Source organism: Actinacidiphila acidipaludis (assembly GCF_019890725.1).
GTDB lineage: Bacteria > Actinomycetota > Actinomycetes > Streptomycetales > Streptomycetaceae > Actinacidiphila > Actinacidiphila acidipaludis.
Window position 1 is genome coordinate 1 of record NZ_JAINZZ010000091.1, and the last position, 22,062, is coordinate 22,062.

Below are 22,062 nucleotides of genomic sequence, written 5' to 3' on the forward strand. Positions count from 1 at the left end.
ACAGAGCCGCGGGTTTGCCGCGCAGGCGGAGAAGCGAGCGAGAAGTGACCGACATCATCCGGCTGACCGCGGCGGAGACCGCCGCGAAGATCGCCTCCGGCGAGCTGACCGCCGTCGAGGTCACCGAGGCGCACCTGGCCCGGATCGAGGCCGTCGACGAGAAGGTGCACGCCTTTCTGCACGTCGACCGTGAGGGCGCCCTGGCCCAGGCCCGTGCCGTGGACGCCAAGCGCGCCGCGGGCGAGCCGCTCGGCCCGCTGGCCGGGGTCCCGCTGGCGCTGAAGGACATCTTCACCACCGAGGGCGTGCCGACCACCGTCGGCTCGAAGATCCTCGAGGGCTGGATCCCGCCGTACGACGCGACCGTCACCAAGCGGCTGAAGGACGCCGACGTGGTGATCCTCGGCAAGACCAACATGGACGAGTTCGCCATGGGGTCCTCGACCGAGAACAGCGCCTACGGCCCGACCGGCAACCCGTGGGACCTGACCCGGATCCCCGGCGGCTCCGGCGGCGGCTCGGCCGCGGCCCTGGCCTCCTACCAGGCGCCGCTGGCCATCGGCACCGACACCGGCGGCTCCATCCGGCAGCCCGCGGCCGTCACCGCCACCGTCGGCGTCAAGCCGACCTACGGCGGGGTGTCCCGGTACGGCATGGTGGCGTTCTCCTCCTCCCTCGACCAGGGCGGCCCCTGCGCCCGCACCGTGCTGGACGCGGCGCTGCTGCACGAGGTGATCGCCGGCCACGACCCGATGGACTCCACCTCCATCGACGCGCCGGTGCCCCCGGTCGTCGAGGCGGCCCGCAGCGGCAACGTGCAGGGCCTGCGGATCGGCGTGATCAAGGAGTTCAGCGGCGAGGGCTACCAGGCCGGCGTCCTGCAGCGGTTCAACGAGGCCGTCGAGACGCTGCGTGAGCTGGGCGCCGAGGTCGTCGAGCTGTCCTGCCCGTCGTTCACCTACGCCCTGGCCGCGTACTACCTGATCGCGCCGTCGGAGTGCTCCAGCAACCTGGCCCGCTTCGACGCCATGCGCTACGGCCTGCGGGTCGGCGACGACGGCTCGCACTCCGCGGAGGACGTCACCGCCCTGACCCGTGAGGCGGGCTTCGGGGCCGAGGTCAAGCGCCGTGTCATCCTCGGCACCTACGCGCTCAGCTCCGGCTACTACGACGCCTACTACGGCTCGGCGCAGAAGGTCCGCACGCTGATCACGCGGGACTTCGAGCGGGCGTTCGAGCAGGTGGACGTCATGATCTCGCCGACCACCCCGACGACGGCATTCGCGATCGGCGAGCGGGCAGACGACCCGCTGGCGATGTATCTGGCCGACCTGTGCACCATCCCGGTCAACCTCGCCGGAAACGCGGCGATGTCGCTGCCCTGCGGTCTGGCCCCGGAGGATGGTCTCCCGGTGGGTCTGCAGATCATCGCTCCCGCACTCAAGGACGACCGGCTCTACCGGGTCGGCTCCGCCGTCGAGGCCGCCTTCGTCAAGAAGTGGGGCCACCCGCTGCTCGAGGAGGCACCGCAGCTGTGAGCACCGACAAGAAGAGCATCGCGAGCACGTCCACCGCCAAGGCCGGCAAGGCCGGCAAGGGGGGCAAGGCCAAGAAGGGCAAGGCCGGCACCTACCTGGCCATCGGCAGCACGCTGTTCGCCGCCTTCAGCAACATCAAGAAGGTGCGCGCCGCCCGAGGTGACGACGACACCCTCCAGCTGGTGGACGGCCTCATCCGGGTCGCCGCGGTGGCCACCGGCGTGGCCCTGCTGATCCGCGAACTGCGCCAGCACGACGACGATGTCCTGGCGGACTGATCCGCCACTGAGAGGTAGAGGGAAACTGTGACCGTCACGGACCTGCTGTCGTACGAGGACGCGCTCGCGTCGTACGACCCGGTCATGGGCCTCGAGGTCCATGTCGAGCTGGGCACGAAGACCAAGATGTTCTGCGGCTGCTCCACCGAGCTCGGAGCCGAGCCGAACTCCCAGACGTGCCCGACCTGTCTGGGCCTGCCCGGCTCGCTGCCCGTGGTCAACGCGGTCGGCGTGGAGTCCGCGATCAAGATCGGCCTGGCGCTGAACTGCGAGATCGCCGAGTGGTGCCGCTTCGCGCGGAAGAACTACTTCTACCCGGACATGCCGAAGAACTTCCAGACCTCGCAGTATGACGAGCCGATCGCCTTCAACGGCTATCTGGACGTCCAGCTCGAGGACGGCGAGGTCTTCCGGGTGGAGATCGAGCGCGCCCACATGGAGGAGGACACCGGCAAGTCCACCCACGTCGGCGGCGCCACCGGCCGTATCCACGGAGCGACCTACTCGCTGCTGGACTACAACCGGGCCGGCATCCCGCTGATCGAGATCGTCACCAAGCCGATCGAGGGCGCGGGCAGCCGTGCTCCCGAGGTCGCCCGGGCGTACGTGGCCGAGCTGCGCGAGCTGATCAAGGCGCTGGGTGTGTCCGAGGCCCGCATGGAGATGGGCCAGATGCGCTGCGACGTCAACCTGTCGCTGCGCCCGCTGGGGCGGCAGGCCTTCGGCACCCGCAGCGAGACCAAGAACGTCAACAGCCTGCGCAGCGTCGAGCGGGCCGCCCGCTTCGAGATCCAGCGGCACGCCGCGGTGCTCTCCTCGGGCGGCACCATCGTGCAGGAGACGCGTCACTTCCACGAGGAGGACGGCTCCACCACCTCCGGGCGCATCAAGGAGGAGGCCGAGGACTACCGGTACTTCCCCGAGCCCGACCTGGTGCCGATCGCCCCGCCGCGCGAGTGGGTCGAGGAGCTGCGCGCCGGGCTGCCGGAGCTCCCGCGGGTCCGCCGCGAGCGGCTGAAGGAGGACTGGGGCATCTCCGACCACGAGATGCAGTCGGTGCTCAACGCCGGCGCGATCGAGCTGATCGTCGCCACCATGGACGCCGGCGCGGACGCCGCCTCGGCCCGCAAGTGGTGGATGGGCGAGCTGGCCCGCCATGCCAACGAGGCCGGCACCGAGCTGTCCGCGGTGCCGATCACGCCCGTGCAGGTGGCCCGGGTCGCGGCGCTGGTGGCCAAGGGCGACCTCAACGACAAGCTGGCCCGCCAGGTCATCGAGGGCGTGCTGGCCGGCGAGGGCGAGCCGGACGAGGTGGTCGAGCAGCGCGGCCTGAAGGTCGTCTCCGACGACAGCGCTCTCGGCGCGGCCGTCGACCAGGCCATCGCGGACAACGCCGCGGTCGCCGACAAGATCCGCGGCGGCAACCTGGCCGCGGCCGGCGCGCTGATCGGCGCGGTCATGAAGCTCACCCGGGGCCAGGCGGACGCCAAGCGCGTGCGCGAGCTGGTGCTGGAGAAGCTCGGCGTGCAGGGCTGACAGCGGCGGCAGACGCCCGTCATCAGGCATTTGTAAGGACGGCACCCCTTTGGAGGGTGCCGTCCTTACATGCTTTTTACCCCTTGTGAGGAAGCGCACGAAAGTCCCAATCGATCACTTTTTGCTGGCAGAGTGACAGCAATTCGTCGGGCAGCCTCACAGGAGACAAACTGCGCATGGCCGCACTCGCCAGGTGGTGCCTCAACCGCCGCATCACCGTCGTGATCATGTGGCTCGCCGTCCTCTGCGGCCTCACCGCCGCCGCAACAGCAGCCGGCTCCGCGTACTCCAAGACCTATGAGGCACCAGGCACCGAGTCCGGCCACGCGGCGACCCTGCTGCGGGAGGCCTTCCCCGGGCAGGCCGGCGACACCGACACGATCGTCTGGCACACCGACAAGGGCACCGTCCGGGCCGCCGCGGTCGAGCAGACCATGAACAAGGTCCTCGACGAGGCCCGCACCCTCCCCGGGGTCATCTCCGTCGACAGCCCCTACGGCACCTCCGGCGCCGCGCAGATCAGCCACGACGGGCACATCGCCTACGCGAGCGTGAACTACGCCGCCGACGCCGAGAACATCAGCCCCGGCCAGGCCCAGGCGCTGGTGGACACCGCCAAGGCCGCCGAGAGCCCCGGCCTGCAGATAGAGCTGGGCGGGCAGGCCGTCGGCTCGACGGAGGGCTCCAGCGCCCACCTCAGCGAGATCATCGGTGTCGCGGTCGCCGCCGTCGTGCTGCTGCTGGCCTTCGGCTCCTTCGCGGCCATGCTGCTGCCCATCGCGACCGCGCTGGTCGGCTGCGGCACCGCCTACATGGGCACCGTGCTGCTCGGCCACGGCATGACCGTGGCGGACTTCGCGCCGATGCTGGGCATGCTCATCGGCCTGGGCGTCGGCATCGACTACGCGCTGTTCATCGTCACCCGGCACCGCAGAGGCCTCAAGCGCGGTCTGACCGTCGCCCAGGCCGCCGAGGAGGCGGTCGCCACCACCGGCAGGGCGGTGGTGTTCGCCGGCGGCACGGTCTGCACGGCCCTGCTCGGCATGTTCATCCTGCGGCTCAGCTTCCTCAACGGCGTCGCGGTCGCCTCCGCGCTGACCGTGCTGCTCACCGTGGCCGCCTCGATCACGCTGCTGCCCTCGCTGCTGGGCCTGATCGGCATGCGGGCCCTCAGCCGCCGCGAGCGGCGGGTGCTGAACGAGCACGGCCCCCAGCCGGAGATGCCGGCCGGGCTCTCCGCCCGCTGGTCCGCGTTCGTGGAACGGCACCCCAAGCTGCTCGGCGGCCTGGCCGCCGTGGTGATGGCGGTGCTCGCGCTGCCGACGTTCACCCTGCACCTGGGCACCTCCGACCAGGGCAACGGGCCGGCCAGCTCCACCACGCGGCAGGCCTACGACCTGCTCGCCCAGGGCTTCGGCCCGGGCACCAACGGCCCGCTCACCCTGGTCGGCACCGCCGACAGCGCGAGCGCCCGGGTGGCCCTGGACGCCCTGCCGAAGACGCTGGAGCACACCGCCGGCGTGGCGAGTGTCAGCCCGGCGGCCTTCGACCACGCCGGCACCACCGGCCTCATCACCGTCGTCCCCGACAGCTCCCCGCAGTCCCACGCCACGTCCGCGCTGGTCGACCGGCTGCGCCACGAGGTGCTGCCGCTCGCCGAGCACGGCACCAACCTCAAGATGTACGTCGGCGGCACCACGGCCAGCTACGACGACTTCGCCCATGTGATCATCGGCAAGCTCCCGCTGTTCGTCGGCTCCGTCGTCGGCCTGGGCTGCCTGCTGCTGCTGTTCGCCTTCCGCTCGCTGGGCATCCCGCTGAAGGCCGCGGTGATGAACGTCGCGGCGGTCGGCGCGTCCTTCGGTGTGGTCACCGCGATCTTCCAGTGGGGCTGGGGCAGTGAGTGGCTCGGCCTCGGCAGGGCCGGCCCGATCGAGCCCTTCCTGCCGGTGATCATGGTCTCGGTGCTCTTCGGGCTCTCCATGGACTACCAGGTCTTCCTGGTCAGCCGGATGTACGAGGAGTGGCGGGAGACCCGCGACAACCGCAGATCGGTACGCGTCGGGCTGGCCGAGACCAGCCGGGTGATCAACTCCGCCGCGGTCATCATGATCGCCGTGTTCCTGGCCTTCGTGCTCAGCGGCGACCGCGTCATCTCGATGTTCGGCATCGGACTGGCCGCGGCCGTGGCCCTGGACGCGTTCGTGCTGCGCACCCTGCTGGTGCCCGCGCTGATGCACCTGCTGGGCGCCGCCAACTGGTGGCTGCCGGCCTGGCTGGAACGGCGGCTGCCGCGCCTGAGCATCGAGGGGTGCCGCAGCCGGGCGGTCCCGCCGGTCCCGGCGCCGGCCTCCGGGGAGCCGGTTCCTCCCGCGCCCGATCAGCACTCCAGCGTCGAGGCGGCGGGCACCCCGGGACGGCGGGCCGAGTCCTTGTCGGACCTGTAGGACCTGAGGCCCCTCGGCCCCCGCCGAGGGGCTTCCGGCCCGCCCTCCTCAGGCCGTCCCGGCCCTCCTTAGTCCCGCGCGTGTTTCCCTAAGGCCCTCTCAGGCGTCCGGCTGCCTGGGAGGGCCTGCGTCTAAGGACCCCGCGGGCCCCGGCTGAGGCGGTCGGCGGCCGTACCGGGGGCCGAAGTTCGGGAAGGTGCCCGATGTGGTGGACCCCCCTTGGAGACCAAGCTGAGTACAGCGAAAAGGTCAGAACTTCCAAGGAGACACCACGATGTTCAGCTACGAACTGCAGCAGACCCGCCGTGACGACCTTCAGCGCCAGGCCGAGGAGTGGCGGCTCGCACGGGACGCCAAGGCCGCGCGCAGCGCCGAGCGCCGCGCCCGCCGCACCCAGGCCCGCGCGGCGGTACGCACCGACGCCGAGGGCGCGGGGGCCACGCTCGCCACGCCGGCCGCCGCGGCCGCCGGCCACCGCGGCACCGGCCGGTTCCACCGCGCCCTGCACCCGCACAGCGCCGCATGACCGCCGAGGCGCCGCCCGCGGCACCGGTGACCGGCCCGCCGCCGGTCCCGGACCGCGGCGGGCCGGTAACCGGTGTCGCCGCGGGGGGCTCGCATGACATGCTCGGCAGCGTGCAGACACAGTCCCTCAGCCCGGTGTTCATCGGCCGCGACGCCGAGCTGAAACGGCTGTCCGCGGCGCTGGCCGCGGCGGACCGGGGCGAGCCCCAGGCGGTGCTGATCGGCGGAGAGGCCGGGGTCGGCAAGACCCGGCTCACCGAGGAGTTCCTGACGGCGGCGCGGGGCACGGGGGCCGTCGCCGCGGTCGGGGCCTGCGTGGAGATCGGCGCGGACGGACTGCCGTTCGCGCCGATCTCCACCGCGCTGCGCGGCCTCTACGGCAGCCTCGGCCCCGAACTGCTCGGCGCGGCGGCCGGCCAGGAGACCGAACTGGCACGGCTGCTTCCCGAACTGGGCGAGCAGGGCGCCACCCGGCGCGACCCGCGCGACGAGAACGGCCGGGTCCGGCTCTTCGAGCTGACGGTCCGCCTGCTGGAACGGCTCGGCGCCGACCGCACGATCGTGCTGGCCGTCGAGGACCTGCACTGGGCCGACCGCTCCACCCGCGAACTGCTCGCCTACCTCTTCCGCTCCCTCCAGCGGGCCCGGGTGCTGATCGCCGCCACCTACCGCGCCGACGACATCCACCGGCGGCATCCGCTGCGGCCGTTCCTGGCCGAGACCGACCGGCTGCGGACCGTCGACCGCATAGAGCTGTCCCGGTTCACCCGCGCCGAGGTCCGCCGGCAGCTCGCCGCGATCCTCGGCGTCGAACCCGAGGACGCCGTCGCCGACCAGGTCTTCGCCCGTTCCGACGGCAACCCCTTCTTCGTCGAGGAGCTCGCCTGCTCCCTGAACGGCGCGTGCCCCACCGGCATCAGCGACTCCCTGCGGGACCTGCTGCTGGTCCGGGTCGAGGCGCTGTCCGAGGACGCCCAGCGGGTCGCCCGGATCGTCGCCGAGGGCGGCAACACGGTCGAGTACCGGCTGCTCGACGCGATCGCCGGACTCGGTGAGGACCAGCTCATCGACGCGCTGCGGACCGCCGTCGGCGCGAACATCCTGGTGCCCACCGACAGCGGGGACGGCTACCGCTTCCGCCACTCCCTGGTCCGCGAGGCGGTCGGCGACGACCTGCTGCCCGGCGAACGCAGCCGCATCAACCGCCGCTACGCGGAGGCCATCGAGGCCGACCCCGGTCTGGTGCGCGCCGACGAGCGGGCCGCCCGGCTGGCCACGTACTGGTACGCCGCGCACGACCCCGCCCGCGCGCTGCCCGCCGTGCTGCGCGCCTCCGTCGAGGCCCGGCACCGCCACGCCCACGCCGAGCAGCACCGGCTGCTGGAACGCGCCCTCGAACTGTGGGAGGACGCCCCGGAGGACGTCCGCTCCGCCCTGCGGCCGATCGACTACGCCGAGGCGTACCCCCCGTGCGATCCCGCCACCCCCCTCGGCTTCCTCGACCTGCTGGCCGAGATCACCGTGGCCGCCCGGCTCAGCGGCGAGCGCGAACGTGCCTACACCATCGCCAAGCGCGCCACCCATCTCATCGAGCGCACCGGAACCGTCGATCCCCTGCGGGCCGCCTGGTTCTGGGCCCAGCGGTCCCGGCTGACCGAGGACCTGGCGCGCGGCGACGGCTGGGAGGAGCTGTCGCGGGCCCGCGAACTGGTCAGGGGACTGCCGCCGTCCGCCGCGCACGCCGAGGTGATGGCGATGATCGCCGGCTGGATCATGGTCCACAAGTCCGGCTCCGAGGGCATCGCGATCGCCGGCCGCGCCGTCGAACTCGCCCGCAGCTCCGGCGACCGCGACACCGAACTCCACGCGCGCGTCACCCTCGGGCTGCTGCGGGTCGACTCCGGCGACATCGACGGCGGCATCGCCGACGTCGAGGAGGTGCGCGCCCTGGTGCGCGACTTCCGCTCGCCCAACATGCTCGCCCGCACCTACGGCAACCTGTCCTCCGTGCTGGAGGGCGCCGGCCGCTCCGCCGAGGCGGTACGCACCGCCCGCGAAGGCCTGGCGCTGCTCGGCGAGAAGGTCGCCAACGTCACCCGCGCCTGGCTGCTCACCAACGAGGGCGAGTCGCTGCTGTCCTCCGGCCGGTACGAGGCGGCGCTGGCCCCCCTGGACCAGGCCCGCCGGCTGGTCGACCGCACCTTCCTGCGCGGCGGCATCGAGATCTGGCTCGGGTTCCAGGCACTCGGCACCGGCGACCCGGAGCGGGCGCTGCGGCACCACGCGGACGCGGCCGAGCTCCTGCGGCACGACACGCAGCCGCAGCACCTCATCCCGATGCGCACGCTGGCCGCCCGGCTGGCGGCCGGACAGGGCCGTTTCGACGACGCGCGGCAGGAACTCAGGTCCGGCATCGCGGTCGGGTTCCCGGCCGGCACCGCCCGCTACGGCTGGCCGCTGCTCGCCGCGGGCGCCGCCGCCGAGGCCGCGAACGAACACGGCGCGGACCGCGACGTGCTGCGCCAGATCCGGGACGCCGCCGGGCGGTTGCCGCAGCCGTCCGGTGTGACGGCGGCGTACGCGCTGCTGGTCGAGGCCGAACTGGCCCGCGCCGAGGGCGGTGTGGACGCGGCGCCGTGGGCGGCCGCGGAGGCCGCGTTCGCGGCGGAGGAGCGGCCGCTGGAGCTGGCCGAGGTCCGGCTGCGCCGCGCGGAGTGCCTGCTGGCGGCGGGGGAGCGGGAGCCGGGCGCGGCGCTGCTGGCCGAGGCGCACGGCGCGGCCGTCCGGGCCGGGGCACGACCGCTCGCGGCCGCGGTGGCCGGACTCGCCCACCGGGCGCGGGTTCCCCTGCCGGATGCCGGAGACGGTACGGCGATGCCCGGGCATCCGTCCGTGGAGTCCCTCGGGCTCACCGCCCGGGAGCGGGACGTGCTCAGGCTCGTCGCCGACGGGCGGACGAACCGGCAGATCGCCGAGGAGCTGTTCATCTCGCCCAAGACGGCGAGCGTCCACGTCTCCAACATCCTCGCCAAGCTCGACGTCTCCACCCGCGGCGAAGCCGCCGCCCTCACCCACCGCCTCTCCCTCTTCCCCTCCTGAGCCCGGTCGGGGCAAGTGGGGGCGCGGGGAAGGGCGCGAGCAACCGTCCGCCGGGCGGGGGCCGGGAGCGTGCCGTAAGGGACGCGGCGAGGTCGCTCCCCGCGAGGGACAACGCTCAGCTGACGGTCAGCTTGAGGATCCGGTCATCACCGGGGTGAGGCCGGCCTCGCCCGTCCGTATTGCTGGTCGTCAACAGAATCGTGTGATCGTCCACCGCCACCACCGTCCGCAACCGCCCGTACTTCCCGGTGAAGAACGCCTGCGGCGGCCCCGCCGCCTTCGTGCCGTCGAGGGGGATCCGCCACAGCCGCTCCCCCTTGAGCGCGGCCATCCAGATGGAACCCCCGGCGTACGCGATCCCGCTCGGGGACGCCTCGTCGGTGTGCCACTGCACCACCGGGTCGATGTACGGCGCCCGGTGCGCGATCCCCTCCACCACCGGCCACCCGTAGTTCCCGCCGGGCTTGATGAGGTTGAGCTCGTCCCAGGTGTCCTGGCCGAACTCCGAGGCCCACAGGTGCCCTTGGGGGTCCCAGGCGAGCCCCTGGACGTTGCGGTGCCCGGTGGAGTACACCAGCGAACCCGGCAGCGGGTTGTCCGCGGGCGGCTGGCCGTCCGGCGTCATCCGCAGGATCTTGCCGGCCAGCGACGTCACGTCCTGGGCGAGCCCGCGCCGCCCGGTCTCGCCGGTCCCGGCGTACAGCATGCCGTCGGGCCCGAAGGCGATCCGCCCGCCGTTGTGGATGAGTCCCATCGGGATGTCGCGCAGGATCGTGTCGGGCGCCCCGAGCTGCTCGCCCTCGGCCCGCGTCGGGTCGTACAGCATGCGCGCGATGCGGTTGTCGGACTCGGTGGTGAAGTACGCGTAGACCAGGTGGTCGGACCCGAAGTCGGGGGAGACAGCCAGTCCGAGGAGTCCCGCCTCGCCGCCCGGGGTGTGCGAGACGCCCGGCACGGACCCGACGGGGGTGACCTCGCCGGTGCGCGCGTCGACGCGGGAGATCTTCCCGCTGTCGCGGGACGCCACCAGCAGGGTGCCGTCGGGGAGTTGGGCCACGCCCCAGGGCTGGGCGAGCTTGGTGGCCACGGTCGCCGTGACCTTGGCGGTGCCCTTGACCGGCGCTGCGGACGCGCTCGCCGAGGCCGAGGGCGCCGTCCCGTGGGTGGGCCGCGCGGTCGCCGACGCCCTGCTCGCCGAGGGTGAGAGCAGAGGCGAGACCCCGTGGCCGCCGGACGAGCAGCCGCCCAGCACCAGCACGAGCCCGGCCGCGGCGGCCGCACCCGCGGACCTGGCGCCCCGGCCCCGCAGCGCACCCCGCACCGCGCGGGCGTCCCGCGCACCCCGGCTCCGCCCCGCACCCCGCGCGTCCTGCGCGCCCGGAGCCCGGCGCCCGTGCCACCGTCCGTCCGTCCTCACACGCGTCCTCACCCGTCCAGCACACCACACACCCGCCCCACCCCGCGCGCGTTCCGGCGGCCCGGGTGATCACGCCCAGGCCTGGCGCTAGTCCCAGGACCCCCGCGCGGGCGGCAGCTCCGCGATCTCCGCGAGGTCCGCGTCGGTGAGGGCCAGCCCGGCCGCCCCGGCGTTCTCGGCCGTCCAGCGGGCCGTCTTGGCTCCGGGGACCGGGACGACGGCGGGCCCCTGGGCCAGCGTCCAGGCCAGCGCCACCTGTGCGGGCGTCGCGCCGTGCCGCTCGGCCACCCGTCGCAGCCCGGCCACGATCGGCTGGTTCGCGGCCATCATCTCGGCGGTGAACCGCGGATGCCGGGCCCGCAGGTCGTCCGGCTCGAAGCCGGAGCCCGGCGTCAGGGTGCCGGTCAGGAAGCCGTTCCCGAGCGGCATCGCCGCCAGGAAGCCGACGCCGCGCGCCGCGCACCACGGCAGCAGCTCGTCCAGCGCCTCCGGCGCCCACACCGACAGTTCGGCCTGCACGCAGCTCACCGGGAAGACCTGCTGGGCCCGGGCGAGGTGGCGCAGCGTCTCGGCGTGCAGGTGGCCGCCGGCCTGCCGGGCCCGCGACCGGGTGCCGCGCGCGCCGACCGCGCTCAGCCCCAGCGCCCGCACCTTGCCCGCCGCGACCAGTTCGGCCAGCGCGCCCCATGTCTCCTCGATCGGGACCTCGGGGTCGACGCGGTGGAGCTGGTACAGGTCGATGACGTCGGTCTGCAGCCGCCGCAGCGACGCGTCGCAGGCCCGTTTCACGTACCCGGGACGGCCGTTGGCCACGATGTGCTGCTCGCCGACGAGCAGCCCGCACTTCGTGGAGACGAACGCGTCCGCCCGCCGCTCCTTCAACACCCGCCCGATCAGCAGCTCGTTGGTGAACGGGCCGTACATGTCGGCGGTGTCCAGCAGCGTCGTGCCACGGTCCAGCGCGGTGTGCACCGCGCGCAGCGACTCCTCACCGTCCTGCCGTGACGTGCTGTAGGCCCAGCTCATCGGCATGCAGCCCAGGCCCACCGCGCCCACTTCCAGTGCCGCCGCCCCGACCGTCCTGCGCTCCACGTACCCCGACCTCCCTCGCGCGGCCTTACTGTGCCACACGGACGGCCCGCCGGAAGAAGCCGTAGCCTCCTGACCATGACTGATTCGACGCCCGATGCGACTCCGTCCCCGTCCGCGACCCCGACGCCGTCCACCGTCCCCGACGTGACCCCGGCCCCGAGCCCCGTTCCGGTCGCCCCGCCGTCCGCGGCCCCCGCATCCGCGGACGACCGGCCGCAGGTGTGGCTCTCCCTTCCGCCGGAGGAGATCGAGGGGCTCCCGGACGCCTTCCGGTACGTGTACTGGGACGGCGTCAGCCACGACTTCCCCGCCGATCCGGCCGAAGCCGTCTTCTACGTCGTGCCGTACATGAAGGGCCCGACGGCCGGCGCGCTCCCGCTGCCGCGCATGCGCCGCGTCCAGGTGGTCCAGACGCTCAGCGCGGGCGTCGACCACATCGCGCCGCACCTGGACCGACTCCCGTCCGGCGTCCGGCTGTGCAACGCCCGCGGGGTGCACGAGGCGAGCACCGCGGAGCTGAGCCTGGCGCTCATCCTCGCCTCGCTGCGCGGCATCCCGCGCTTCGTGCGCGGCCAGGACAACGAGAAGTGGTACGCGGGCTTCTACCCCGCGCTGGCCGACCGCCGGGTGCTGATCGTCGGCTACGGCTCGATCGGCGCGGCCGTCGAGGACCGGCTGCTGCCGTTCGAGTGCGAGGTGACGCGGGTCGCGCGCAGCGCGCGGACGACCGGACGCGGGCCGGTGCACGCCCTGGAGGACCTGCCGGGACTGCTGCCGTCGGCCGACGTCGTGGTGCTCACCACGCCGCTGACCGAGCAGACCAGGGGACTGGTCAACGCGCCCTTCCTGGCCGCGATGAAGGACGGCGCACTGCTGGTGAACGTCGCCCGCGGGCCGGTGGTCGACACCAAGGCGCTGCTCGCCGAGACCGAGTCGGGCCGGCTGACCGCGGCACTGGATGTCACCGATCCCGAGCCGCTGCCGCCCGGCCACCCGCTGTGGCACGCGCCCGGTGTCCTCGTCAGCCCGCACGTGGGCGGCAGCACCTCGGCGTTCCTGCCGCGCGCCCAGCGACTGGTCCGCGAACAGCTCCGGCGCTTCGCGGCGGACGAGCCGCTCGCGAACGTGGTCGCCACCAACTGACCGCGCCGGACGGCCCGGAGGCCGCCGGTACCGCAGAACGTTCCGAGCCCGTCGAGCGCTCCGAACGCGCCCCCGCGCCCCTGAACGTTCCTGAACGCGCCCTGAACCACCACTGAACGGCACGGGGTGACTGCATGCCGTTGCCGCCAACTCCCTTGTGGTTACGCTCAGTAGAACTGCCCTACCCCTGAGTGACATTTCTGGTGTATCGTCCCGAGCGGGGACGCGCCGCACCCCTGACGGCGGCGCACCACGGGGGCGTGGACGGAACGAACCAGTGAGACGAGCAAGGGGGGCGACGGGCGATGCACAGCGGAGCGGACGATCCCAGCACGCGGGCCCAGCGCACCGATTCGACCACGCGGCCCGGGACCGCGCCGTGACGGCCACCGGGGCGGCGGTGCTCGCGCCCGCGCGCCCGGCGGGCGGCCGCACCGGCCTGCTGCCCCAACTGCTCCTGGCGCTCCTGTGCGCCGGCTACACCACCGGCGCCGCCCTCGGCTGGGGCTCCGGCGAACTGGCGCTGATCATGGGAGACTTCGGGCTCTCCGCCGCGTCCGTGACGGCCACCGTCTCGGCCCTGATCTACGTCCGCACCTCGGCGGGACCGCACCGCCCCGCCTGGATCCTCTTCGCCCTGTCCTCCGCGATGCTCGCCTCCGGCAACGCCGTGTGGGGCTGGTACGAGGTGGTGCTGCGCGAGCCGGTGCCGCGCACCTCCGCCGCCGACTTCTGCTTCCTGATGTTCGCGCCGCCGGCCGTGATCGGCCTGCTGGTCCTGGCCAAGCGCCCGGTGACCCGGGCCGGCTGGGTGTGCCTGGCGCTGGACACCTGGCTGATCGGCGGCTCGCTGCTCACCCTGTCCTGGAGCCTGGCGCTGGCCCGCACCGCGCAGCTCGACGGGCCCAGCACCGCGCGCACCGCGCTGTCCCTGGCCTATCCGCTGCTGGACATCGTGCTGGTGAGCATGGTCCTCGCTTTGCACTTCCGGCGCTCGGCCGCCAACCGGGCCGCGGTGAACACCGCGATCGCCGCCCTGGCGCTGACCGTACTGTGCGACGGGCTGTTCACCTCACCGCTGCTGCGGGCCCACTACCGCTCCGGCCAGGTGCTGGACGCCGGCTGGTTCGCCGGCGCGCTGCTGATGGCGTACGCCCCCTGGGTCGGCAGCCGGCTGCACCACCTGCCGGGCCGGGCCGCGTCCGCCACCCGCCGGGTCACCGGCTCGTTCACCGCGCTCACGCCGTACCTCGCCGCCGCCGTCTGCACCCTCGGCATCCTCTACAACGTCATCACCGGCCAGAAGTGCGACCGCGTGGTGCTCCTCACCGGCTGCACGGTGGTCATGGCACTGGTGGTCCGGCAGGGGATCATGCTGCTCGACAACATCGCGCTGACCCAGGAACTCGCCCAGAAGGAGAGCCACTTCCGCTCCCTGGTGCAGGGGTCGAGCGACGTCATCATGATCGCCGCCCCCAGCGGCGTGCTGCGCTACGTCTCTCCCGCCGCGCAGGGTGTGTACGGGCGCGACCCGGAGGAGCTCGTCGGCACCGAACTGGCCGCGCACATCCACCCCGCGGACCTCGGCCGCGTCGTGCACGAGGTGCGGCGCTTCCTCGCCGCGCCGCCCGGCGACGAGCCGGCCACCCGCATCGAGTGCCGCATCCGGTCGGGCCACGCGCGCGACGGCCAGGAGGGCTGGCTGCACGTCGAGTCCAGCGTCAACCGCTACCAGGGCGGCCTGATCTTCAACAGCCGCGACGTCACCGAACGGGTGCGCCTGCAGGACCAGTTGCAGCACAACGCCTCGCACGACCCGCTCACCGACCTGCCCAACCGGGCGCTGTTCACCGAGCGCCTCGGCAAGGCGCTGAGCGGGCGGCGCGCCTCCGACGGACGCGCTGCCGTGCTCTACGTCGACCTCGACGGCTTCAAGGCGGTCAACGACACCGCGGGCCATCAGGCCGGTGACGACCTGCTCACCCAGGCCGCCCGCCGGCTCCAGGAGGCGCTGCGCTCCGGTGACACCGCGGCCCGGCTCGGCGGCGACGAGTTCGCGGTACTGATCAGCGGGCCCGGCCTCGCCTCACGGCACGAGGAGTCCCGCGAGCGCGAGCAGCAGATCCGGGAGATCGCCGACCGGCTGCGCCACGTGCTGTCCCAGCCGTACCGCGTCGAGGGCGGCGAGGTGCGGGTCGGCGCCAGCATCGGCGTCGCCCTGGCCCGCACCGGCGACACCCCCAGCGAGCTGATGCGCAACGCCGACCTGGCGATGTACCGGGCCAAACAGGCCGGCAAGGGCCGGGTCGAGCTCCACGCGCCGCAGCTCCAGGCCGACGTGGTGCGCCGCACCGCGCTGGCCGGCCGCCTGCGCAGGGCGCTGCACGACGGCGAGCTCACCCTCCTGCACCAGCCGGTCGTCGAACTCGCCGGCGGCCGGATCGCCGGGGTCGAGGCACACCCGCGCTGGCGCTCGGCCGGCGACTTCCCCGCCACCCCCGCGGACTTCCTGCTCGGCTCGGAACCGGCCGACGACCGCGGCGGACGGGCCGCCGAGCCGGCCGCCCGCTGGCTGCTGGAGCAGGCCGTGGAGCAGGCCGCGCAGCGGTACGGCGCCGGGCACCCCGTGCCGGTCACCGTCCGGCTCTCCGCCCGGCGGCTGTTCCACCGCGACCTGCCCGCGGGCACCGTGGAAACCCTGCTGGACCGGCACGAGCTGCCGCCCGGCTGCCTGGTCCTGGAGCTGCCCGGCGGCGACCCGCACATCCCGCACGAGGAGCTGGGCCGCCGGCTGTCCGCGCTGCGCCGCCGCGGCGTGCGCATCGCGCTCGGCGGCTTCGGCCGCGGACACGGCGCGCTCGCGGCGCTGCGCTCGCTGCCGGTGGACGTGGTCAAGCTCGACCGCTGCTTCGTGGACGGTCTGGCGGACGCCGGCCGGCAGCACACCATCACCCGGGGGCTGCTGCGGATCGCCCAGGATCTCGGCATCCGGACGGTCGCCGACGGCGTGGACCGCCCCGAGCAGGTGCACGCGCTGCGCGAGCTGGGGTGCGCGCAGGGGGTGGGCATGGCCTTCGCCGGACCGCTCGACGAACCCCGCCTGCGCGGCTCGCTGGCCCGCGGCACCTATCCCGTCCCGGCCCCGGAAACCGCCCGTGAGCAGGTCGGTTCCTGCGGGCCGCCACCGCGGGCCAGGCGTTCACATGATGAGACGCCTGTCCCACCCGCTTGACACTCCAGGGGAGACCGGAGGAAGGTCAGGGCCATGCGCACCCGAATTCTCGTACTTGGAAAGCGCGTCGGCTGACCGAGGCCCACTCCGCCTCGCACCCCACCGGCGCGCTCCCCTCGCTTGCCTCACGGCACGAGGGGTTTTTTGTTGCCCGGCTCGTGTCGGGCAGCGGACCCCCTCACCCCCACCACCCTCAGCCCCTCATCTTCGAGAGAAGAGAACGCAGATGACCGAGCAGGCCACCGGGTCCCACCATCCGCAGCCGCGGACCCGCACCGCGGCCCCCGCCGCCCCCGCCGAGCGGATGACGGGCGCCCAGTCCCTCATCCGCTCCCTCGAGGCCGTCGGCGCCGACACGGTGTTCGGCATCCCGGGTGGCGCGATCCTGCCGGCCTACGACCCGCTGATGGACTCCTCGAAGGTCCGCCACGTCCTCGTCCGCCACGAGCAGGGCGCCGGCCACGCGGCCACCGGGTACGCGCAGGCCACCGGCAGGGTCGGGGTGTGCATGGCCACGTCGGGCCCCGGCGCCACCAACCTGGTGACGCCGATCGCCGACGCCCACATGGACTCGGTGCCGATCGTCGCGATCACCGGCCAGGTCTCCTCCAAGGCCATCGGCACGGACGCCTTCCAGGAGGCGGACATCTGCGGCATCACGATGCCGATCACCAAGCACAACTTCCTGGTGACCGACGCGGACGACATCCCGCGCACCATCGCCGAGGCCTTCCACATCGCCTCCACCGGCCGTCCCGGCCCGGTCCTGGTCGACATCGCCAAGGACGCGCTGCAGAACGAGACCACCTTCTCCTGGCCGCCGCAGCAGGACCTGCCCGGCTACCGCCCGGTGACCAAGCCGCACGCCAAGCAGATCCGCGAGGCCGCCCGGCTGGTCAACGAGGCCCGCCGCCCGGTGCTCTACGTCGGCGGCGGCGTCCTGAAGGCCGGCGCCACCGCCGAGCTGCGGATCCTCGCCGAACTGACCGGCGCCCCGGTGACCACCACCCTGATGGCGCTCGGCGCGTTCCCCGACAGCCACCCGCAGCACGTCGGCATGCCCGGCATGCACGGCGACGTCTCCGCGGTCACCGCCCTGCAGAAGGCCGACCTGATCGTCGCGCTCGGCGCCCGGTTCGACGACCGCGTCACCGGCCGGCTGGACACCTTCGCGCCGCACGCCAAGGTCGTGCACGCCGACATCGACCCGGCGGAGATCTCCAAGAACCGCGTCGCGGACGTGCCGATCGTCGGCGACGCCCGCGAGGTGCTCGCCGACCTGATCGTCGCCGTCCAGGCCGACCACGAGGCCGGCCACAAGGGCGACTACTCGGAGTGGTGGGAGCACCTGAACTTCTGGCGCAACACCTATCCGCTGGGCTACGAGGTGCCGGACGACGGCAGCCTGTCCCCGCAGCAGGTCATCGAGCGGATCGGGCAGCTCGCGCCGGAGAACACGCTGTACGCGGCGGGCGTCGGCCAGCACCAGATGTGGGCCGCGCAGTTCATCAACTACGAGAAGCCCGGCACCTGGTTCAACTCCGGCGGCGCCGGGACGATGGGCTACGCGGTGCCCGCCGCGATGGGCGCCAAGGCCGGCCGCCCGGAGGCGACGGTGTGGGCCATCGACGGCGACGGCTGCTTCCAGATGACCAACCAGGAACTCACCACCTGCGCGCTCAACAACATCCCGATCAAGGTCGCCATCATCAACAACGGCGCCCTGGGCATGGTCCGCCAGTGGCAGAACCTCTTCTACGGCGAGCGCTTCTCCAACACCGTGCTGCACGACGGCGCCGAGGGCGTCCCGGGATCCACCCGCGGCGTCGGCTCGATCCAGAACCGCGGCACCCGCGTGCCGGACTTCGTCAAGCTGGCCGAGGCCATGGGCTGCGTGGGTCTGCGCTGCGAGTCGCCCGACGAGCTGGACAAGGTCATCGCCGAGGCCAACGCCATCAACGACCGCCCGGTCGTCGTGGACTTCATCGTCCACGAGGACGCCATGGTGTGGCCGATGGTCGCCGCCGGCACCTCCAACGACGAGATCATGGCGGCGCGGGACGTGCGGCCCGATTTCAGCGACGGGGCGGAGGACTGACGCCCGAGCTCCCGTAGTGGCCGGCCGAGGAACGAGGCCGTCCGCGGAGGGAGCGAGCAGGAAGTCCGACCAAGGCAGGGTCGACTGACCACCGCGAACGGCAGAGACCTGCAGAGACCTAAGGAAGACCACCCCATGTCCAAGCACACGCTGTCCGTCCTGGTGGAGAACAAGCCCGGCGTCCTGGCCCGGATCACGGCCCTGTTCTCCCGGCGCGGCTTCAACATCGACTCCCTCGCCGTCGGCACCACCGAGCACCCCGACATCTCCCGCATCACCATCGTCGTGAACGTCATCGACGAACTGCCGCTGGAGCAGGTCACCAAGCAGCTCAACAAGCTGGTCAACGTGCTGAAGATCGTCGAGCTGGACGCCTCGGCGGCCGTCGCCCGTGAACTCGTTCTGGTGAAGGTCCGCGCCGACAACGAGTCCCGCTCGCAGGTCGTCGAGATCGTGCAGCTCTTCCGCGCCAAGACCGTCGACGTCTCCCCGGAGGCCGTCACGATCGAGGCCACCGGCAGCGCCGACAAGCTGGAGGCCATGCTCAAGATGCTGGAGCCGTTCGGCATCAAGGAGCTCGTCCAGTCCGGCACCATCGCCATCGGCCGCGGTGCCCGTTCCATCACCGACCGCTCGCTGCGCGCGCTCGACCGATCCGCATAGCGAGATCCCCGAACCCCCATCCGCCCACCGGTCGTAACGTGGGCCGTACAACCCGATCCAAGGAGAGACCCGAAGTGGCCGAGCTGTTCTACGACGACGACGCCGACCTGTCCATCATCCAGGGCCGCAAGGTCGCGGTCATCGGATACGGCAGCCAGGGCCACGCCCACGCGCTGTCGCTGCGTGACTCGGGCGTCGACGTGCGCGTCGGTCTGCACGAGGGTTCCAAGTCCACGGCGCAGGCCGAGGAGCAGGGTCTGCGTGTGGTGACGGTCGCCGAGGCCGCCACCGAGGCCGACGTCATCATGATCCTGGTGCCGGACCCGATCCAGGCCCGCGTCTACGAGGAGTCCATCAAGGACAACCTCAAGGACGGCGACGCCATCTTCTTCGGCCACGGCCTGAACATCCGCTACGGCTTCATCAAGCCGCCGGCCGGCGTGGACGTCTGCATGGTCGCCCCCAAGGGCCCCGGCCACCTGGTGCGCCGCCAGTACGAGGAGGGCCGCGGCGTCCCGTGCATCGCGGCCGTCGAGCAGGACGCGACCGGCAACGCGTTCGCGCTGGCCCTGTCCTACGCCAAGGGCATCGGCGGCACCCGCGCCGGCGTCATCAAGACCACCTTCACCGAGGAGACCGAGACCGACCTCTTCGGCGAGCAGGCGGTGCTCTGCGGCGGCACCTCCGCGCTGGTCAAGGCGGGCTTCGAGACCCTGGTCGAGGCCGGCTACCAGCCGGAGATCGCGTACTTCGAGTGCCTGCACGAGCTCAAGCTCATCGTGGACCTGATGTACGAGGGCGGCCTGGAGAAGATGCGCTGGTCGGTCTCCGAGACCGCCGAGTGGGGCGACTACGTCACCGGCCCGCGGATCATCACCGACCAGACCAAGGCCGAGATGAAGAAGGTCCTCGGCGAGATCCAGGACGGCACCTTCGCCAACAACTGGATCGCCGAGTACAACGCCGGCCTGCCGAAGTACAACGAGTACAAGAAGGCCGACGAGAACCACCTGCTGGAGACCACCGGCAAGAAGCTCCGCAAGCTGATGAGCTGGGTGGACGAAGAGGCGTAGGCCTCACCCGGACGCGCCGGGACGCGTCGCTTCGTACAGAGCTCTGACCACTATCCGGTACGGGGTTTGTACGAAGCGACGCAACCCTTGCGGGTGATCCTTCCATTTCGGCGAAGGCGCCGAGGAACCCCGCCGATACACTTCGTTAACAAGCGCGTCAGGCTCACAGCGTCGTGCGTCTTCCACGCGGCATGCCACAACCCCGCCTGGTGGGCCCTGCCCACCCCGCCTCCCTGGAGCGGTCGCACGGGACCGGCCGCCCACGAAGGACAAGTGAGGACCACGTGAGCCAGAAGCCTGTCGTACTCATCGCAGAAGAGCTGTCGCCGGCCACGGTGGACGCGCTCGGCCCGGACTTCGAGATCCGGCACTGCAACGGAGCGGACCGAGCCGAGCTCCTCTCCGCGATCACCGACGTCGACGCGATCCTGATCCGCAGCGCCACCAAGGTCGACGCCGAGGCCATCGCGGGCGCCCGCAAACTGCGGGTCGTGGCCCGCGCGGGCGTCGGCCTGGACAACGTCGACGTCGCCGCCGCCACCAAAGCCGGTGTGATGGTCGTCAACGCCCCGACCTCCAACATCGTCACCGCCGCCGAGCTGGCCTGCGGCCTGATCGTCGCCACCGCCCGCAACATCGCGCCCGCCAACGCGGCGCTGAAGGCGGGGGAGTGGAAGCGGAACAAGTACACGGGCGTGGAGCTCAGCGAGAAGACCCTCGGCGTGGTCGGCCTGGGCCGCATCGGCGTCCTGGTCGCCCAGCGCATGGCCGCGTTCGGCATGAAGATCGTCGCCTACGACCCCTACGTGCAGCCCGTCCGGGCAGCGCAGATGGGCGTCAAGCTGCTGACCCTCGACGAGCTGCTCGAGGCCTCCGACTTCATCACCGTGCACCTGCCCAAGACGCCCGAGACCCTCGGCCTCATCGGCGACGAGGCGCTGCACAAGGTCAAGCCGTCGGTGCGCATCGTCAACGCCGCGCGCGGCGGGATCGTCGACGAGGAGGCGCTGGCCTCCGCGCTCAAGGAGGGCCGGGTCGCCGGCGCGGGGCTGGACGTCTACGCCAAGGAGCCCTGCACCGACTCGCCGCTCTTCCAGTTCGACAACGTGGTGGCCACCCCGCACCTGGGCGCCTCCACCGACGAGGCGCAGGAGAAGGCCGGCATCGCGGTCGCCAAGTCGGTGCGCCTGGCGCTCGCCGGCGAACTGGTACCGGACGCCGTCAACGTCCAGGGCGGTGTCATCGCCGAGGACGTCAAGCCGGGCCTGCCGCTGGCCGAGAAGCTCGGCCGGATCTTCACCGCGCTGGCCGGCGAGGTCGCCGCCCGGCTCGACGTCGAGGTCTGCGGCGAGATCACCCAGCACGACGTCAAGATCCTCGAACTCAGCGCGCTCAAGGGCGTGTTCGAGGACGTCGTGGCCGAGACCGTGAGCTACGTGAACGCGCCGCTGTTCGCGCAGGAGCGCGGTGTCGAGGTGCGCCTGACGACCAGCAGCGAGTCGCCCAACCACCGCAACCTGGTCACCGTGCGCGGCACCCTGGCCGACGGCAGCGAGGTCTCGGTCTCCGGCACACTGGCCGGTCCCAAGCACCTGCAGAAGATCGTCGCGGTCGGCGAGTACGACGTCGACCTGGCGCTCGCCGACCACATGGCCTTCCTGGGCTACGGCGACCGACCGGGTGTCGTCGGCACCATCGGCCGCATCCTCGGCGAGGTCGACGTCAACATCGCCGGCATGCAGGTCGCGCGCGCCGCCGCCGGCGGCCAGGCGCTGGTCGCCCTCACCGTCGACAGCACGATCCCGGCCGGCGTCCTCGCCGACATCGCCGACGAGATCGGCGCCACCTCGGCCCGCGCGGTCAACCTGACGGACTGATCCGGCAGCATCAGCCGAGCTCAGGCGCCCTCGGCGTCAACACA

The 22,062-nt window shown here is 72.6% G+C and carries 14 protein-coding genes; 12 read left to right on the forward strand and 2 right to left on the reverse strand.

The window, feature by feature from the left end:
- Positions 1–44 precede the first annotated feature (44 nt).
- The 6 genes from gatA (at position 45) to K7862_RS35285 (ending at position 9,423) form a co-directional block, all read left to right on the forward strand.
- Complete coding sequence (gene gatA, locus K7862_RS35260) at positions 45–1,538, forward strand: Asp-tRNA(Asn)/Glu-tRNA(Gln) amidotransferase subunit GatA (RefSeq protein ID WP_222969513.1); 1,494 nt, start codon at positions 45–47, stop codon at positions 1,536–1,538.
- Positions 1,535–1,816: a hypothetical protein gene (locus K7862_RS35265; protein WP_372461726.1), complete on the forward strand. Its 282-nt coding sequence runs from the start codon at positions 1,535–1,537 to the stop codon at positions 1,814–1,816. The genes gatA and K7862_RS35265 overlap by 4 nt, the downstream gene beginning before the upstream one ends.
- A 27-nt stretch (positions 1,817–1,843) precedes the next feature.
- Positions 1,844–3,352 (forward strand): Asp-tRNA(Asn)/Glu-tRNA(Gln) amidotransferase subunit GatB, encoded by a 1,509-nt coding sequence (gene gatB, locus K7862_RS35270; RefSeq protein WP_222969515.1) that lies wholly within the window; start codon positions 1,844–1,846, stop codon positions 3,350–3,352.
- 176 nt (positions 3,353–3,528) lie between these two features.
- Positions 3,529–5,799 carry an MMPL family transporter gene (locus tag K7862_RS35275; RefSeq protein ID WP_222969517.1) on the forward strand — a complete coding sequence of 757 codons (2,271 nt, stop codon included), beginning with the start codon at positions 3,529–3,531 and terminating at the stop codon, positions 5,797–5,799.
- 274 nt (positions 5,800–6,073) lie between these two features.
- Complete coding sequence (locus K7862_RS35280) at positions 6,074–6,325, forward strand: hypothetical protein (RefSeq protein ID WP_222969519.1); 252 nt, start codon at positions 6,074–6,076, stop codon at positions 6,323–6,325.
- Between the two features lie 98 nt (positions 6,326–6,423).
- Positions 6,424–9,423, forward strand: coding sequence for a helix-turn-helix transcriptional regulator (locus K7862_RS35285; RefSeq protein ID WP_222969521.1), 3,000 nt, complete (start codon positions 6,424–6,426; stop codon positions 9,421–9,423).
- Between the two features lie 115 nt (positions 9,424–9,538).
- Here the strand turns inward: K7862_RS35285 and K7862_RS35290 are convergent, their stop codons facing one another.
- Positions 9,539–10,744 carry a PQQ-dependent sugar dehydrogenase gene (locus K7862_RS35290; RefSeq protein ID WP_308012351.1) on the reverse strand — a complete coding sequence of 402 codons (1,206 nt, stop codon included), beginning with the start codon at positions 10,742–10,744 and terminating at the stop codon, positions 9,539–9,541.
- Positions 10,745–10,927: 183 nt separating this feature from the next.
- Complete coding sequence (locus K7862_RS35295; protein WP_222969523.1) at positions 10,928–11,932, reverse strand: aldo/keto reductase; 1,005 nt, start codon at positions 11,930–11,932, stop codon at positions 10,928–10,930.
- Between the two features lie 219 nt (positions 11,933–12,151).
- Here K7862_RS35295 and K7862_RS35300 point away from each other — a divergent pair, with 219 nt between their 5' ends.
- From K7862_RS35300 to serA, 6 genes are all read left to right on the forward strand, one after another.
- On the forward strand, positions 12,152–13,075 hold the full coding sequence (locus tag K7862_RS35300; RefSeq protein ID WP_308012352.1) for a 2-hydroxyacid dehydrogenase: 924 nt from the start codon (positions 12,152–12,154) through the stop codon (positions 13,073–13,075).
- A 379-nt stretch (positions 13,076–13,454) separates the two neighbouring features.
- Positions 13,455–16,307: a putative bifunctional diguanylate cyclase/phosphodiesterase gene (locus tag K7862_RS35305; protein WP_222969526.1), complete on the forward strand. Its 2,853-nt coding sequence runs from the start codon at positions 13,455–13,457 to the stop codon at positions 16,305–16,307.
- Positions 16,308–16,533: 226 nt separating this feature from the next.
- Positions 16,534–18,405: an acetolactate synthase large subunit gene (locus K7862_RS35310; protein WP_222969528.1), complete on the forward strand. Its 1,872-nt coding sequence runs from the start codon at positions 16,534–16,536 to the stop codon at positions 18,403–18,405.
- A 135-nt stretch (positions 18,406–18,540) separates the two neighbouring features.
- Entirely contained in the window at positions 18,541–19,068 is a 528-nt protein-coding gene (ilvN, locus tag K7862_RS35315; RefSeq protein ID WP_222969530.1) for an acetolactate synthase small subunit, read from the forward strand.
- Between the two features lie 74 nt (positions 19,069–19,142).
- Positions 19,143–20,141: a ketol-acid reductoisomerase gene (gene ilvC, locus K7862_RS35320; RefSeq protein ID WP_222969533.1), complete on the forward strand. Its 999-nt coding sequence runs from the start codon at positions 19,143–19,145 to the stop codon at positions 20,139–20,141.
- Positions 20,142–20,425: 284 nt separating this feature from the next.
- Entirely contained in the window at positions 20,426–22,018 is a 1,593-nt protein-coding gene (gene serA, locus K7862_RS35325; protein WP_222969535.1) for a phosphoglycerate dehydrogenase, read from the forward strand.
- The last annotated feature ends 44 nt before the right edge of the window (positions 22,019–22,062 follow it).

What these genes read in the sequence shown, in the direction of transcription:
- K7862_RS35275 (WP_222969517.1), top strand. Translation starts at nt 3,529, where the DNA reads ATGGCCGCACTCGCCAGGTGGTGCCTCAACCGCCGCATCACCGTCGTG.
- ilvN (WP_222969530.1), top strand. Translation starts at nt 18,541, where the DNA reads ATGTCCAAGCACACGCTGTCCGTCCTGGTGGAGAACAAGCCCGGCGTC.
- K7862_RS35285 (WP_222969521.1), top strand. Translation starts at nt 6,424, where the DNA reads ATGCTCGGCAGCGTGCAGACACAGTCCCTCAGCCCGGTGTTCATCGGC.
- K7862_RS35280 (WP_222969519.1), top strand. Translation starts at nt 6,074, where the DNA reads ATGTTCAGCTACGAACTGCAGCAGACCCGCCGTGACGACCTTCAGCGC.
- K7862_RS35310 (WP_222969528.1), top strand. Translation starts at nt 16,534, where the DNA reads ATGACCGAGCAGGCCACCGGGTCCCACCATCCGCAGCCGCGGACCCGC.